13 protein-coding genes are annotated in these 14,213 nt (G+C 41.7%); 1 reads left to right on the plus strand and 12 read right to left on the minus strand.

The window, feature by feature from the left end:
- Nucleotides 1–29: 29 nt before the first annotated feature.
- The 3 genes from sdhB to ACPF7I_RS10985 are packed head-to-tail and all read right to left on the minus strand — an operon-like array spanning nucleotide 30 to nucleotide 3,184.
- On the minus strand, nucleotides 30–791 hold the full coding sequence (gene sdhB / locus ACPF7I_RS10975; RefSeq protein ID WP_009361787.1) for a succinate dehydrogenase iron-sulfur subunit: 762 nt from the start codon (nucleotides 789–791) through the stop codon (nucleotides 30–32).
- Nucleotides 788–2,548, minus strand: coding sequence for a succinate dehydrogenase flavoprotein subunit (gene sdhA / locus ACPF7I_RS10980; RefSeq protein WP_035049252.1), 1,761 nt, complete (start codon nucleotides 2,546–2,548; stop codon nucleotides 788–790). The genes sdhB and sdhA overlap by 4 nt, the downstream gene beginning before the upstream one ends.
- A gap of 27 nt (nucleotides 2,549–2,575) precedes the next feature.
- Nucleotides 2,576–3,184, minus strand: coding sequence for a succinate dehydrogenase cytochrome b558 subunit (locus tag ACPF7I_RS10985; protein ID WP_430743303.1), 609 nt, complete (start codon nucleotides 3,182–3,184; stop codon nucleotides 2,576–2,578).
- 286 nt (nucleotides 3,185–3,470) lie between these two features.
- Here ACPF7I_RS10985 and ACPF7I_RS10990 point away from each other — a divergent pair, with 286 nt between their 5' ends.
- Entirely contained in the window at nucleotides 3,471–3,908 is a 438-nt protein-coding gene (locus ACPF7I_RS10990; RefSeq protein WP_430743302.1) for a YslB family protein, read from the plus strand.
- A 3-nt stretch (nucleotides 3,909–3,911) separates the two neighbouring features.
- On the opposite strand, the gene uvrC is transcribed toward ACPF7I_RS10990, so the two are convergent.
- The 9 genes from uvrC to ACPF7I_RS11035 all read right to left on the minus strand — a co-directional run bounded on the left by uvrC (nucleotide 3,912) and on the right by ACPF7I_RS11035 (nucleotide 14,185).
- Nucleotides 3,912–5,693 (minus strand): excinuclease ABC subunit UvrC, encoded by a 1,782-nt coding sequence (uvrC, locus tag ACPF7I_RS10995; RefSeq protein ID WP_430743301.1) that lies wholly within the window; start codon nucleotides 5,691–5,693, stop codon nucleotides 3,912–3,914.
- Entirely contained in the window at nucleotides 5,686–7,086 is a 1,401-nt protein-coding gene (locus ACPF7I_RS11000; protein ID WP_430743300.1) for a nucleoporin-interacting protein, read from the minus strand. Before ACPF7I_RS11000 ends, uvrC begins: the two co-directional genes overlap by 8 nt.
- 45 nt (nucleotides 7,087–7,131) lie before the next feature.
- Nucleotides 7,132–8,046 (minus strand): FTR1 family iron permease, encoded by a 915-nt coding sequence (locus ACPF7I_RS11005; protein WP_430743299.1) that lies wholly within the window; start codon nucleotides 8,044–8,046, stop codon nucleotides 7,132–7,134.
- Between the two features lie 18 nt (nucleotides 8,047–8,064).
- Nucleotides 8,065–8,811 carry a hypothetical protein gene (locus tag ACPF7I_RS11010; RefSeq protein ID WP_430743298.1) on the minus strand — a complete coding sequence of 249 codons (747 nt, stop codon included), beginning with the start codon at nucleotides 8,809–8,811 and terminating at the stop codon, nucleotides 8,065–8,067.
- Nucleotides 8,812–8,887: 76 nt separating this feature from the next.
- Nucleotides 8,888–9,610 carry a glycosyltransferase family 2 protein gene (locus ACPF7I_RS11015; protein WP_430745895.1) on the minus strand — a complete coding sequence of 241 codons (723 nt, stop codon included), beginning with the start codon at nucleotides 9,608–9,610 and terminating at the stop codon, nucleotides 8,888–8,890.
- Nucleotides 9,610–11,049 carry an alkaline phosphatase family protein gene (locus tag ACPF7I_RS11020; RefSeq protein WP_430743297.1) on the minus strand — a complete coding sequence of 480 codons (1,440 nt, stop codon included), beginning with the start codon at nucleotides 11,047–11,049 and terminating at the stop codon, nucleotides 9,610–9,612. The genes ACPF7I_RS11015 and ACPF7I_RS11020 overlap by 1 nt, the downstream gene beginning before the upstream one ends.
- The gene (locus tag ACPF7I_RS11025) at nucleotides 11,046–11,963 is read right to left on the minus strand and encodes a lysylphosphatidylglycerol synthase transmembrane domain-containing protein (protein ID WP_430743296.1); all 918 of its coding nucleotides are present in this window, start codon (nucleotides 11,961–11,963) and stop codon (nucleotides 11,046–11,048) included. Before ACPF7I_RS11025 ends, ACPF7I_RS11020 begins: the two co-directional genes overlap by 4 nt.
- Nucleotides 11,953–12,900 (minus strand): NAD-dependent epimerase/dehydratase family protein, encoded by a 948-nt coding sequence (locus ACPF7I_RS11030; RefSeq protein ID WP_430743295.1) that lies wholly within the window; start codon nucleotides 12,898–12,900, stop codon nucleotides 11,953–11,955. The genes ACPF7I_RS11025 and ACPF7I_RS11030 overlap by 11 nt, the downstream gene beginning before the upstream one ends.
- 76 nt (nucleotides 12,901–12,976) lie before the next feature.
- Nucleotides 12,977–14,185, minus strand: coding sequence for a hypothetical protein (locus tag ACPF7I_RS11035; RefSeq protein WP_430743294.1), 1,209 nt, complete (start codon nucleotides 14,183–14,185; stop codon nucleotides 12,977–12,979).
- Nucleotides 14,186–14,213 lie beyond the last annotated feature (28 nt).

Raw genomic sequence — 14,213 nt, forward strand, 5'->3', positions numbered from 1 at the left:
GGCCGACTCTGTAAGAGCCGACCTTGTATTTATACTTCATCGCTGCCGAAGAAATTGCGGAACATTTGAATCGTTGCTGCGCGGTTCAATGCCGCAATAGACGTTGTAAGCGGAATGCCTTTCGGGCAAGATTGCACACAGTTTTGCGAATTTCCGCAGTTCGCTAATCCGCCGTCACCCATAATCGCTTCTAGACGCTCTGCTTTATGCATTGCTCCTGTTGGATGAGCATTAAATAAGCGCACTTGCGAAAGCGGTGCTGGACCGATAAAGTTTGATTTGCTGTTGACATTTGGACAAGCTTCTAAACATACTCCGCACGTCATACATTTGGACAATTCATACGCCCACTGGCGTTTACGCTCTGGCATGCGCGGTCCTGGACCTAAATCGTATGTTCCGTCAATCGGAATCCATGCTTTTACTTTTTTCAACGAATCAAACATGCGGCTACGGTCGACTTGCAAATCGCGAATGACAGGGAACGTGCGCATCGGTTCTAAACGAATAGGCTGCTCAAGCTGATCAACAAGCGCCGTACACGACTGACGCGGCTTGCCGTTAATCACCATCGAACAAGCGCCACACACTTCTTCTAAACAGTTCATTTCCCAAGCAACAGGCGTCGTTTTTTCCCCTTTCGCATTGACCGGATTGCGCCGAATTTCCATGAGCGCCGAAATAATGTTCATATTCGGACGATACGGAATGACAAACTCTTCTTCATAAGGGGCTGTATCCGGACGGTCTTGTCTTGTGACAATAATCCGAATCGTTTTATTTTCGCTCATGATTTCACTTCCCCTTTCTTTTTCGTATAGTCGCGTTTGCGCGGTTTAATGAGTGATGTATCCACTTCGCGATAATGGAATGATGGACCATCTGGTGTGAAGCTCGCCATCGTTGTTTTTAACCATTCTTCGTCGTTCCGCTCAGGAAACTCTGGCTTATAGTGCGCTCCACGGCTTTCGTTACGGTTGTAAGCACCGAGCGTAATGACGCGGGCTAGCTGCAACATGTTGTAAAGCTGACGTGTAAACGATGCACCTTGGTTGCTCCATTTCGCTGTATCGTTAATGTTGATGTTTTTATAACGCTCAAGTAACTCTTGAATTTTTTCATCTGTTTTTAATAGTTTATCATTATAACGAACGACCGTGACGTTATCTGTCATCCATTCACCAAGCTCTTTATGCAAGACGTAGGCGTTTTCTGTGCCGTCCATCGCCATAATTTGCGCCCATTTTTCTTGTTCTTGTTTTAAATAACGATCGTATAAAGAAGAAGGCATCGCATCTGCTGATTTTTCAAGCCCCTTCATATATTCTACTGCTTTTGGACCAGCTACCATTCCACCATAAATGGCAGATAATAGAGAGTTCGCACCGAGACGGTTCGCGCCGTGCATCGAATAGTCGCACTCGCCTGCGGCAAACAATCCTTTAATGTTTGTCATTTGATCATAATCAACCCATAATCCACCCATTGAATAGTGGACAGCTGGGAATATTTTCATCGGTACTTTTCTTGGGTCTTCCCCCATAAACTTTTCATAAATTTCAATAATGCCACCTAACTTAATATCAAGCTCTTTCGGATCCTTATGCGATAAATCTAAATACACCATGTTTTCGCCGTTAATACCGAGCTTTAAGTCGACACACACATGGAAAATTTCACGCGTCGCAATATCGCGTGGAACGAGGTTTCCGTAAGCCGGATATTTTTCTTCCAAGAAATACCAAGGTTTTCCGTCTTTATACGTCCAAACTCGCCCACCTTCTCCGCGCGCTGATTCACTCATTAAACGAAGCTTATCATCGCCTGGAATCGCTGTCGGGTGAATTTGAATAAATTCCCCGTTTGCATAATATGCACCTTGTTGATAAACGATAGAAGCAGCTGAACCTGTATTAATGATCGAGTTTGTTGACTTCCCGAAAATAATCCCCGGACCACCTGTTGCCATGATGACCGCATCTGCTGGGAATGCTTTAATCTCCATCGTTGTCAAGTTTTGTGCGACAATTCCGCGACATACTTGCTCATCATCTAAAACAGCACCTAAAAACTCCCAACCTTCATATTTTGTCACCAAACCAGCAACTTCGTGACGGCGCACTTGTTCATCAAGCGCGTAAAGAAGCTGTTGTCCTGTCGTTGCCCCTGCATATGCAGTACGGTGATGCTGCGTTCCACCAAAGCGACGGAAATCGAGCAATCCCTCTGGCGTACGGTTGAACATGACACCCATGCGATCAAGCAAATGAATAATACCTGGGGCCGCTTCACACATCGCTTTTACTGGAGGTTGATCAGCTAAAAAGTCCCCACCATATACCGTATCATCGAAGTGTTCCCACGGAGAGTCCCCTTCCCCTTTTGTATTGACCGCACCATTAATGCCACCTTGTGCACAAACAGAGTGAGATCGCTTCACAGGAACTAATGAAAATAAATCTACTTTTACGCCTGCTTCGGCAATTTTAATTGTTGCCATTAAGCCGGCAAGACCTCCACCAACAACGATAATTTTTCCTTTACTCATGTCTCCTCACTCCTTCAATGTTGTGGATTAAACGAATGCTAAAATCGCGCGTATACCAACGATCGAAAGCGCGACAAAAATCCCCATTGTCACGTACGTAGAAATTTGTTGTGAACGAGGAGTCACTGTAATACCCCAACTAACGAAAAACGACCATAGCCCGTTTGCAAAGTGAAACACCGCAGAAACGATTCCGACAATATAAAATGCAAGCATAAACGGGTTCGCAACGATGTTCGCCATCATATCATAGTTCACTTCCGCACCAAGCGCAGCTTGAATGCGCGTTTCCCATACGTGCCAGACGACGAAAATGAGCGTAATAATCCCCGTTAAGCGTTGCAACATAAACATCCAGTTACGAAAATATCCGTAACGACTCACATTGTTTTGTGCCGTAAATGCGATATATAGCCCATAGATGGCATGGAATAATAACGGAAGAAAAATAACGAAAATTTCTAAAAAGTAACGAAACGGTAGCTGCTCCATAAAAGCAGCCGCCTTGTTAAATGCGTCTGCTCCCCTTGTTGCAAAATGGTTAACAACTAAATGCTGCGTTAAAAACAGCCCGACTGGAATGACTCCGAGCAATGAATGGAGTCGACGATAAAAAAACTCTCGATTTTGTGCCATACATAACCCCCCTTGAAATTGTCATCTTCCTTTTCTATGAGCTCCCATCCGCATCTACTAGACAATGAACAACAGATGTGTAAACACTTCCATTTCCATTGATCATTGTCACATTCATTGTACTCCCAGAATGTAGGAGCGTCAAGAAAAGGTGTTCACGAAATGTTCAATCATTTAAAATTTTAAAACAACTATACTTCTAGTGAAGTCCGAAATAAAAGAAAAGTCAATACTGTTTTTCACATTGTTGTGCGCTATAATGAAAAAATAGAGAGGGGAATTGAACGTGAGCGGGCATGAACAGTGGAAACAAATGAACATTTCTGCTTTTAGCGACTTTTTATTTCGGCAAGAATTGTTGCCAAATTTGTTCGGAAAAGAAACGCCATTTATTTTATATTGGGCAGGAAAAGATTTAGCGAGAAAATACCCGCTAGCTACAATCGATGATGTCATTTCTTTTTTTGAACAAGCGGGTTGGGGAAATTTATCGCTGCTTGAAGAAAAAAAAGATCAATGTGCACTTCAATTAGAAGGACCGCTCGTCGCAATGCGATTCGATTATAGTGGAGAGTGCACATTTCAACTTGAGGCGGGCTTTCTTGCCCAACAGTTCGAACAACAAAAAGGATATGTCACAGAAGCGTTTGAACAACAAAAACGGCGCGCCAAAACTGTTTTATTCACGGTCAAATGGGACCGAAAAGATGAAGCTGACCGATGACGGTCAGCTTTCGTACGTTTGAAGCGTTTCGTGAATTTTTTGTGCCACATGTTTTGGAATGTTTGCTTCTTGTATTTGTTCAACTGTCGCTTCTTTCATTTTTTTAATCGATCCGAAATGTTGCAATAACGCTTGTTTCCTTTTTGTCCCAACTCCCGGAATTTGATCGAGAATGGAATGAAACGCAGATTTTGAACGAACTTGCCGATGAAATGTAATCGCAAACCGGTGCACTTCTTCTTGAATGCGCTGTAGCAAATAAAACTCTTGACTATTTTTCTCTAATGAAACGATGCTCGGTGGATTACCAAAAAGGAAATGGGACGTCCGATGTTTCTCATCTTTCACTAACCCAGCGATCGGAATTGATAACCCAAGCTCGCATTCCAACACTTCTTTTGCAGCTTGTATTTGTCCTTTTCCTCCATCGACAACAATGAGATGAGGGAGGGGCAAACGTTCGCGCAATACACGAGTATAACGCCGGCGAATAATTTCACGCATCGACTCGTAATCATCTGCACCTTGCACCGTTTTTATTTTATATTTCCGATATTCTTTTTTTTCCGGCTTTCCGTCAATAAATACGACCATGGCGGCAACAGCGTCTGTTCCTTGAATGTTTGAATTGTCAAACGCCTCAATCCGATGAGGTGTCGGAATCCCCAGCGCTTCACCTAGCCGTTCAACCGCGCGAATCGTTCGTTCTTCGTCACGTTCAATTAAAAAGAACTTTTCTTGCAGCGCAATGTGCGCATTTTTACAAGCTAAATCAACAAGTTCTTTCTTTTTGCCGCTTTTCGGCTGTGTAACATTCACATCGAGCAATTTCGCCGCCATTTCTCCATCGATTTCTCGCGGCAATACAACTTCGCGTGGCTTTAAATGATAATGTTTACTGTAAAATTGACCTAAAAACGTTAAAAATTCTTCTTCCGGCTCTTGGTATAGCGGAAACATCGACACATTGCGTTCGATAAGCTTCCCTTGTCGAATAAAAAATACTTGTACGCACATCCATCCTTTATCGTACGCATATCCAAAAATGTCGCGGTCAACGAAATCGTGTAAAATCATTTTTTGTTTTTCCATTAATGTTTCAATATACGAAATTTGGTCGCGGTATTCTTTCGCCCGCTCAAACTGTAACTGTTCCGCTGCTTCCATCATCTTTTCTGTCAATTTCTCTTTGACTTCTTTATAGCCGCCGTTTAAAAAGCGAGTAATTTGTTCAACAATTTGTTTGTTTTCTTCCTCCGACACGTGATATTCACACGGGCCTAAACATTGTCCCATATGATAATATAAACAAACTTTTTTCGGCATTTTATCGCATTTTCGCAACGGATATAAACGATCGAGCAATTTTTTCGTTTCATGAGCTGCTTGGGCGTTTGGGTACGGACCAAAATATTTCCCTTTATCTTTTTTCACCGTCCGAGTAATGATCAGACGCGGATGTGTTTCACCGGTAATTTTAATGAATGGATAGCTTTTATCGTCTTTTAACATGACGTTATATTTCGGATCGTATTTTTTTATTAAGTTCATTTCTAAAATGAGCGCTTCTAAATTCGAAGACGTCACGATATATTCAAAGTCCGCAATTTCGTTTACTAAGCGAAGTGTTTTTCCGTCATGTGTGCCTGTAAAATAAGAGCGCACACGATTTTTCAACACTTTCGCTTTTCCAACGTAAATGACCGTTCCGTGTGCATCTTTCATTAAATAGCATCCCGGCTGATCAGGCAAAATCGCCAACTTTTCTTTTAATCGCTCATTCACGTTTTTCCTCCTCTCGCCATTCATATACTGTAATGCACCCATACACAGGGTCAGACAATAAGCTCGACTCATACGTCCGAACCGGGCGAATATATGGCCGAACGTCTATTCCTTGCGCTTGAAACCCTTTGACGACATGATTAGTCACATACACTTTCGCATGAGGAAATGCGGCTTTGTCACGTTGAAAAACATCAAACGAGAACACGCGTTCATGTGGAAAAGAAACACGTAAATATTCAAGAACACGCGTCTCTTCCCACGTAAATAAAATAAACGGTTGTTCTTTCTGTTCAAAATCATACGCCAATTGATACGTCGCTGGCAACTGTGTCGCTTGATTGTTTACCCCTCGCATGCCGATTACCGCTTGAGAGAGGAGTAAAACGAGCATAACGATGAGGCGCATGCGCGATGACGACTGAAGGGCACTTACAAACAAAAAGAATGAAACGATGATGACAATCGGCAATATATGCCTCGGTTTTTCAATATTTTGCGCAAATAACGCCCAAAGAAAATACGTCAATAAAAGCAAACGATATACATTTGGAAGAAATATATGCTTCCACGTCATAAAGAATAAAATAGCAAAACAACTAAGTAGCCATACAGACTGCTTTGCCATGCCTGTCCAAATGATATTATAAAAAATAAGCGTATATACTCGCTGCCAAAACGGTGCTTCATCCGTTGAAACCGTTCCTCCCCATTGTGTAAAATGCCCTGTTACAAATGAAAATGCAAGATGCCAAAAACCTTCTCCTTCTGTTGCAGCTACTGCACCCATCCAAATGAATTGAAACGCAACTGCTGCCAAACTGCATAACAGAAGCTGTTTCAAACGATACCTCCGCTTCCACCAAACATATAATATACCAACCCCAAAAGGAATGTACGATAAGCGAATACCAAGCATAATGCTAAATAATAATAACGGTAGCCATTGCACATGAACACGGTCCGAGTGAAGCGCACGTTCTAAACTCCACACATACCACCATAAAACAGCGAGAGCACTCCCCTCCGACATCGGTTGTGAAACGATTAACATGACGTAGCTAAGCGATTGGACGAGTGCTGTAATGAAGAGCGCATACTTTTTTTCCACGTATGTTTTAGCAAGGAAATAAATTGGAATCATCGCACTCGTCATCAGTAACCCATTCCAAATCGCAAGCGCTTTGGCAGCATTGTCAACAAACGAATGAATGAGCATCCCGCCAAAAATAAAATACGGATATCCCGGAAAATGTGGTTGCATCGCAAGTAAATCGTATCGATCAAGGGCGAGAGCAAAGTCCACTTCATCCCACGTTGCTGCAAACGGGCTAGCATAGACGAAATACGATGCGCATACTGTAAACAGCACGATGATTGAAACGATTCGCACAATAAAACCCTCCTAAGTAAAAAAGTACAAGGATCCCCTTGTACTTTACATTACTTGTTGTTCAAGCACCTTCTCATTTTTTTCGTTTTTTTCTTCTTTCGCACCATAACGTGTTTTCACAAGTAAGTAAATGACGACGAAATAACCAATATATGCTAACACTTCTTCAAGTGATGGCATCGACGAATAACCGAATAACGCCTTGAAGAAAATACCGACATCGCCAGAAAGAATCGGTTCTTGTCCTGTGTCGCGTACGAAATGTTCATGGTCAATCGGATGCTCCGGCATAAACCATGTAATATCGTACACGTGCGGCATCACGCTACCGATAATTTTTAAATCTTGCAACATCGAAATGCCTTGTACAAGCAACCCAGCTGCAATCAAAATGATAAATGCACCGGTGACTTTAAAAAACGTTTTTAATGGTACGCGCATCGTTCCTTTAAAGAACATGTAGCTGACGATAGCAGCGATCGTTAAACCAGTAATGGCTCCCCATCCTTGTACCGCTGCTCCGATATTTCCACCTGTAATGGCGGCAAAGAAAAAGACTGTCTCCACTCCTTCGCGCAGTACAACTAAAAACGAATGCATCACCATACCAAATACGTCGCCTTTAGAAACGTATTTGCTCATTTTTCCTTCCATACTACTTTTTATATCTTTGCTATGTTCTGCCATCCAAAATACCATTTGCGTCAGCAAGATGGAAGAAATGAAGATGATGCTCACCTTTAAATATATTTCGCTTGCCATCGTGGAAAAACCGGTCAGCACGACTTGGAATAATAACGCAACAACCGCGCTTGCAAACACAGCTAGCCCTGCACCGAGCCAAACATATTTCACATAACGTGATTGATCAATGCGCTTCAAATACGATGTAATAATCCCAACAATTAATAGCGCTTCTAACGCTTCACGAAACGTAATGAGCAGTGCTTGAACTTCCAACGCACGCGCCCCCTTTCTTTACTTCCGTTTTCTCATGGCATACACGACAACAGCAACAATAACAGCGATAATAGCAATAATCGGAACCCAGTTTTTTATATCCGACAAATCCGTCCATTCCTTCTTTTTTGCTGCTGCTAATCGATCTAAATCTTCGTCAGTAAAATGACCCGTTTCAATATTTTCTAATTCAAATTGATCTTGCAACGCTTTCAAAATCGTTTGTTTGCTTTCTTTAAATTGATTGATGTTCGATTCTTTCTTTCCTACTCCAAACAGTCCCGGATTTCCGAGCGATTGCAACGCAATGTCAAACTGCTGCTTTAATTTTTCATCAAGTTTAGCATCTTTTTGTTGTACAATCGGGGAAAGTGCTTTATATGTAGCAAATGCTTTCGCTAATAAACGTTTGCTCGTATCGTAATTATCGAAATTCTTTTCTACATTTTCTAAACGACGCGCAACGTTTAACACAAGCACTTTTTGCATTGCGGAAATGATCGTATCCTCATCTTTATTTTCAATCGCCTCTAAAATAATGGCAGACGGTTCAGGACCCATATGCATATCAATTTCTTTTTGTACCGTTTCATAAATGGCTTTCACTTCATCGAACTTTTTCTCTTGCGCTTTCGCGACCATCTCTTTATACGCTTCAGCAACCGCCTCTTCGTTCGGATCACCGTATGAGTAAGCGAACGAAGACGTAGGGGCTGAAGTGAAAATCAGTATCATTGATAAACAAAAAAATAAAAACTTTTTCACTCCGATCTCCTCCTTCGATGATAATGATAATAATTATCATGATTGTTGTCAAGAAAAAATGCTAGAGAATGACTCTCTAGCGTTGTTGAACAGAGCGCGTATACTTTCGTTTTACCGGACGACACATTTCTTTCACAATCGCAGGAATGACGTGTTTTAAGTAAGCTGTAAACTTAATAAACGACTGACCTGTTGTCCTCACTTGATATACAATCGGCACTTCTTTTAAGCGGAATCCTTTGCGAACTAAATTTAACGTCAATACTTGAGCGTAGTTGTAATCATGAATAATTTCCGCTTCTTCCATCGCCTCACGTGAAAAAGCCCGCATGCCTGATTGACCATCGTAAATCCATGTTTTTAATAAAATGGATTGAAGCAACGTAAACATATAATTTCCGATGCGGCGATGCCATTTCATCCCATGAATCGTTCCTAGAAAGCGGGAACCCATCGTATAATCCGCTTCTCCACATAAAATAGGCATGATAAGATCTGGAATTTGCTCTGGTGGATATTCATTATCTGCATCAATCATAACACCGATGTCGGCATTAAGTTCGACACATTGTTGTAAACCGGTACGTACAGCTGCCCCTAACCCACGATTTCGTTCGTGTCGATAAATGAAATCAGCTCCCGCCTGCTTAGCGACGTCAACCGTACGATCCGTTGAGCCGTCGTCAACAACTAGTACATGTACTTCTATATTCGATCCAATATGCCTCGGAATGCGACGAATAACTTCTCCAATCGCTTCCTCTTCATTATGTGCAGGCAAAAATACAACGACTTTCATCATCTTCCCTCTTTCTTCAACGATTCGACTAACACAGGGCCACGGCTATGGCTCGGATATGGAGCTCCTAACAAATAAGCAATCGTTGGTGCAAGGGAAACGAGACTATGTTTTTCGTCAATGCGCTTTCCTTTTTCAATCATCGGACCGTACATGAAAAATGGGACATATCGTTCTCCTTCGTCTAAATGGCCGTGTCCACCAATTCCATCTGCTTGTCCATGATCGGCACAAACGATTAACGTCGTATTATCCATTTTCCCTTGTTCGTGTAGCCATTCAACAAATTGTTGAATGAGCCGATCAACTTCTTCAATTTTTTGCACATACTCATCATAATGTACACCGCGACTATGCCCTGTTTGATCCGTTCCAATGAATTGAACGACGAATAAATCTAAATCTTGTTCGGCCATGATTTGTTTCGCCCGCTCCATCATGTTACGGTCTGCTACATCGTTATGCATGACAGCTGTAACTGTTTCGACATCATTTCCTAGGGAATCGACAAGATGAGCGATACCGAGCACTTTTCCTTTTTTCCCTACTTTTCGAAGTGAGTCAAAAATACTTTCTACTCGAATACCTAGCTTCCATACCATATTTGAACGAATGCCATGCTCAAACGGATACGTTCCTGTAAGCATCGATGTAAAGCAAACAACCGTCCGAGCAGGATATACCGTTTCCATTTGTGTAAAATCTGTTCCGTTAGCACGGAGCGATTTTAAAAATGGAGCGTTTGCTTGTTCAAAACGGTCTTTTCTCATCCCATCAATAACGAGGACGATGACGCGATCACTCAACGGCTTATCATTTGACGGTACATTGTTCGTGTACTGATCGATGACTTTCGGTTTCCAATCAAATAAATAGCGATGCAAAACAAATGACCATGCGAAAACAAACATATAAAACACACTAAGTGACGGTACATGTACGCTATGCTGCACGCCATATTCCCATACAGAAAGAAGCAACAACACTTTCGGCAACTGCTCTTGCGCATTTCCGCTTGTCGAATCGCTGTTTTTCAACACCAATTTCCAGAAACGAGTAAAATTCAACCATGTCGTTCCAATTCGTAAATGATAATATAACGTTCCCCAAAAGAAAACAGTAAAAAAGAAGTAAAGACTGACAGCAAGCAAAAGTAAGCTCATCGGAACGAAAGACCAAATCATTAAAAACACGACGTACGGAACCCATAAATAGTTACGTAAAAATAACGGATAATCATATACGTAGTACAAAACGAAAAGGGGGATGGTGAGTAAAAAGCTACGAAATAGCTTTTCCCCTTCTTCCAACGTCATACCATCAAATAAATGAAAAAGAAGCATCGTCCCGATGACGAAAATCGGAGTAAATGGCTTTCCTTCATTTAATAAGTTCCAACATCTTGCCGCTATTTTTTCAAACTTCGATGCTTTTTTCATGCTGCGTCCTCCTTTCGAACGAATGTCCATAATGTCGGGATGCGAAACCATACATATAGCCCGACGACATAAGAAAATAAAAATTTAAACAAATGAGTAACTAACGCGAGGGCGTATGCTTGTTCCCAATACGGATGAATGCGCGTTAACGCAAATGCCATCACAGCTTCATACGTCGCCAATCCTCCTGGAGTCATTTGAAATATTTGGCCTCCAACGGTCATACTATTTACCCATAACGATTGAGCAAATGAAAGTGGAAAGGCGACCATTTTCGCCATTTCAAACAAAACGACAGCTTCACATATCCAACTGAAAACAATAGCAACAACAATCGGCACAAAGCGACGGCTGTTCCATATCATGTCCCAATGTTGTTTATGTTTTTGTAGCCATGACAAATCGATGTGTCGAAGGATGAAAAACAACACAACGATACCGCCGAAAACGAGGAGAAAAATAACGGCCGAACGGATAACAGTGCGCATATAAACAATTGCCCCAAAAAAAGCAAAGAAAAATAAAACGATCAAATCGAGAAAGCGTAATACAATGACAGACTCGGCAACAATTGCAAACGGGATGCGATCTCGCCTTGCGCATATGCTAATGCGAGCAGCATCGCCAATTTTAATCGGAAAAATGTGATTAATAAATAAACTAGCAAATAACCCATCGCTACACGTTTGAAAACGAGCCTGAGGCAAATAACATTTCCATGCCATTGCGCGTAAAACGAAGGCAAGGCCGTACATGATAAACATATAGCTCGCATGCCACGGTTGCGAAACAAGCTTATGCATAAGATCGAACAACAGTTTAGCATCAAAATGTTGAACAGTCATCCATATAAACATGGCAATAAACAGAAAGCTAATGATCCGTATCACGATGTTGATTTGCTTATTTTTCATATTGCTTCGCCCATTCAATCGTCTTTGCTAATCCTTCTCGCAACGATACGCGCGGCTCATATCCGAGCTGTTCTTTCGCTTTCGTAATATCCGCCCATGTAGCGACAACATCCCCAAGTCGAGAAGGTTCGTAATGAATACGCATATGTGGAAAATGGACTTGGAACTCTGCAAGCAACTGCTTCATCGTCACAGGTTGACCAGCCCCAAGATTAAACACATCACTTGTTCCTTTCCGATCTAGCGCTCGAATCATTCCGTCAACAATGTCATCAATAAACGTATAATCGCGAGCTGTATGTTCACCGTAAACGGTAATCGGCTCATCGCGCAACAATTGACGAATAAATTTACTAATGGCCATATCCGGCCGCCCCCATGGTCCGTATACAGTAAAATAACGAAAAATCGTCATCGTGTAGCCGTATATATGCGCGTATGCATGGCAAAACGATTCCGCACTATATTTTGCAGCTGCATATGGGGAAACGACTTGTCCATTCGCCATATCTTCTTTTAATGGCCGAAACGCTTGATCACCGTACACAGAAGAAGAAGAGGCGAATAACACACGCTCGACCTCCGCCTCCCCCGCTGCTTGTAATACGTTTACTGTCGCTTTCACATCGTAGTCAATATATGCAAGCGGCTCCGTTAATGAAGGCTGTACACCAGGTAACGCTGCTAAATGAAACACAACATTAGGACGATGATGTAAAAAAATTTGTTTTAAAACATCCGCTTGCAAAATATCTACATCGTAAAAGTGAAAAAAACCGATGTCTTTTATTTGTTGAAGCTGGCGCTGCTTCCGATATGTTGAATAATACGGATGGAAATTGTCAATAACAACGAGCTCATGCCCAAGTTCAAGCAATTTTTTCCCTAGATGACTACCAATAAATCCTGCTCCACCTGTGATACATACTTTTGCCATTTACCTGACTCCCTCATCGTTTATGCGCTACTATTGTATCACAACAAAAAAGCCGCGTGTTATGCGCGGCTCTTTTTTATTGAATGATCGCACTGACAGCATCAAGCACAGCTTTGCTATGTTGAGCAGCTTCATCTTTTTTGTTTTCAGCAATGGCGTTATACCATTTTTCTGCAGTAGCAAACACGTCTGCTGCTTTTTGCTCACCTAATTTTGCTTTCACATCTAATTCGATCGCTTTTAAGAACATGTTACCTTCTAATGCTTTCACTTTCGCTTCGACAATGTTGTTTTCATCTAATTGCGCTGGTGCTTTCTCATGATAGCCTTTCATTTTGCCAAACAACGCTTTTGCATATAATGCGCCTACTTCTTCTGCTTTAATGTTTTTGTAATCATTATTCAATGATAAAATCTCATCTAAGCGAGTTGTTGCAGCTTCATCACCTTCAGCTAAAGAGCCTTTGATCGCTTGGAAAAAGCCCCACGCTTCCGCTTGTTGACCTTTTAGCTCATCTTCTGCCTTTCCTTCTTTCACACCTGCTTCAATTTTTTCAGCATATGATTTTGATGCTAAATAGTAGCTGCGATAAATCGATTTATCCGTCAACTGAATGTACACTTTGAAATCATCTACGTTATTTGCTTTTAACGCTTCTTCTTGGGCAGCTAAACCAGCGTTAATGCTTTGTTCAAGGCTAGATTCCCCTGTTAATTGATAATATTCATCACGTTTCATCGCTGTTGGAACGAAAATTTCCGCTGCTAGCAACTTAATTTGTTCGAACAATGTTGTCGCTTTTTGTTGGTCGCCAGCTTCAAGTGCAGCGACAACGTCTTTTTGCAATTTCTTTTGCAACTGATAAAAATATGACTGCGTCACTTTATCTACAATTTGGCGCGCCGGATGTACGTTTAGCTCTCCGCTTTTTCCACCTTGAATCGCTGCCTCAATCGTTTGGGCAAATGTACCATCTAGTTCGTTAATCGGCTTTTGGAGTTGCTCTGTATATGTTTTTTCCACAAGACTCCAATCGACTGGTTGTCCTTCTTTCGCTTTTTCTGTTTCTGCTTTGATCGCCTTATAAGCATCAATGAACGTTTGAACGTTTACTTGCTCTTCCGCTTGCTCCGTTTCAGCTTGTTGTTGCTCTTCTTGTTTTTCCTCTACTTTTGTTTCTTCCTTTTTCTCTGTCGTTTCCGTTTTTTGTTGTCCGCAACCTGCAAGCACACCACCTGCTAATAAAAACATGGCAAATACAGCTTTTAATTGACGTTTTTTCATTTCGTATGTATCCCCCTTTTTTTGATAA

The sequence above is a fragment of the Anoxybacillus dikiliensis genome, from assembly GCF_050613275.1.
Classification (GTDB): domain Bacteria; phylum Bacillota; class Bacilli; order Bacillales; family Anoxybacillaceae; genus Anoxybacillus.

What these genes read in the sequence shown, in the direction of transcription:
- sdhB (WP_009361787.1), bottom strand. Translation starts at nt 791, where the DNA reads ATGAGCGAAAATAAAACGATTCGGATTATTGTCACAAGACAAGACCGT.
- sdhA (WP_035049252.1), bottom strand. Translation starts at nt 2,548, where the DNA reads ATGAGTAAAGGAAAAATTATCGTTGTTGGTGGAGGTCTTGCCGGCTTA.
- ACPF7I_RS10985 (WP_430743303.1), bottom strand. Translation starts at nt 3,184, where the DNA reads ATGGCACAAAATCGAGAGTTTTTTTATCGTCGACTCCATTCATTGCTC.
- ACPF7I_RS11015 (WP_430745895.1), bottom strand. Translation starts at nt 9,610, where the DNA reads ATGAAAGTCGTTGTATTTTTGCCTGCACATAATGAAGAGGAAGCGATT.
- ACPF7I_RS11020 (WP_430743297.1), bottom strand. Translation starts at nt 11,049, where the DNA reads ATGAAAAAAGCATCGAAGTTTGAAAAAATAGCGGCAAGATGTTGGAAC.
- ACPF7I_RS11025 (WP_430743296.1), bottom strand. Translation starts at nt 11,963, where the DNA reads ATGAAAAATAAGCAAATCAACATCGTGATACGGATCATTAGCTTTCTG.
- ACPF7I_RS11030 (WP_430743295.1), bottom strand. Translation starts at nt 12,900, where the DNA reads ATGGCAAAAGTATGTATCACAGGTGGAGCAGGATTTATTGGTAGTCAT.
- ACPF7I_RS11035 (WP_430743294.1), bottom strand. Translation starts at nt 14,185, where the DNA reads ATGAAAAAACGTCAATTAAAAGCTGTATTTGCCATGTTTTTATTAGCA.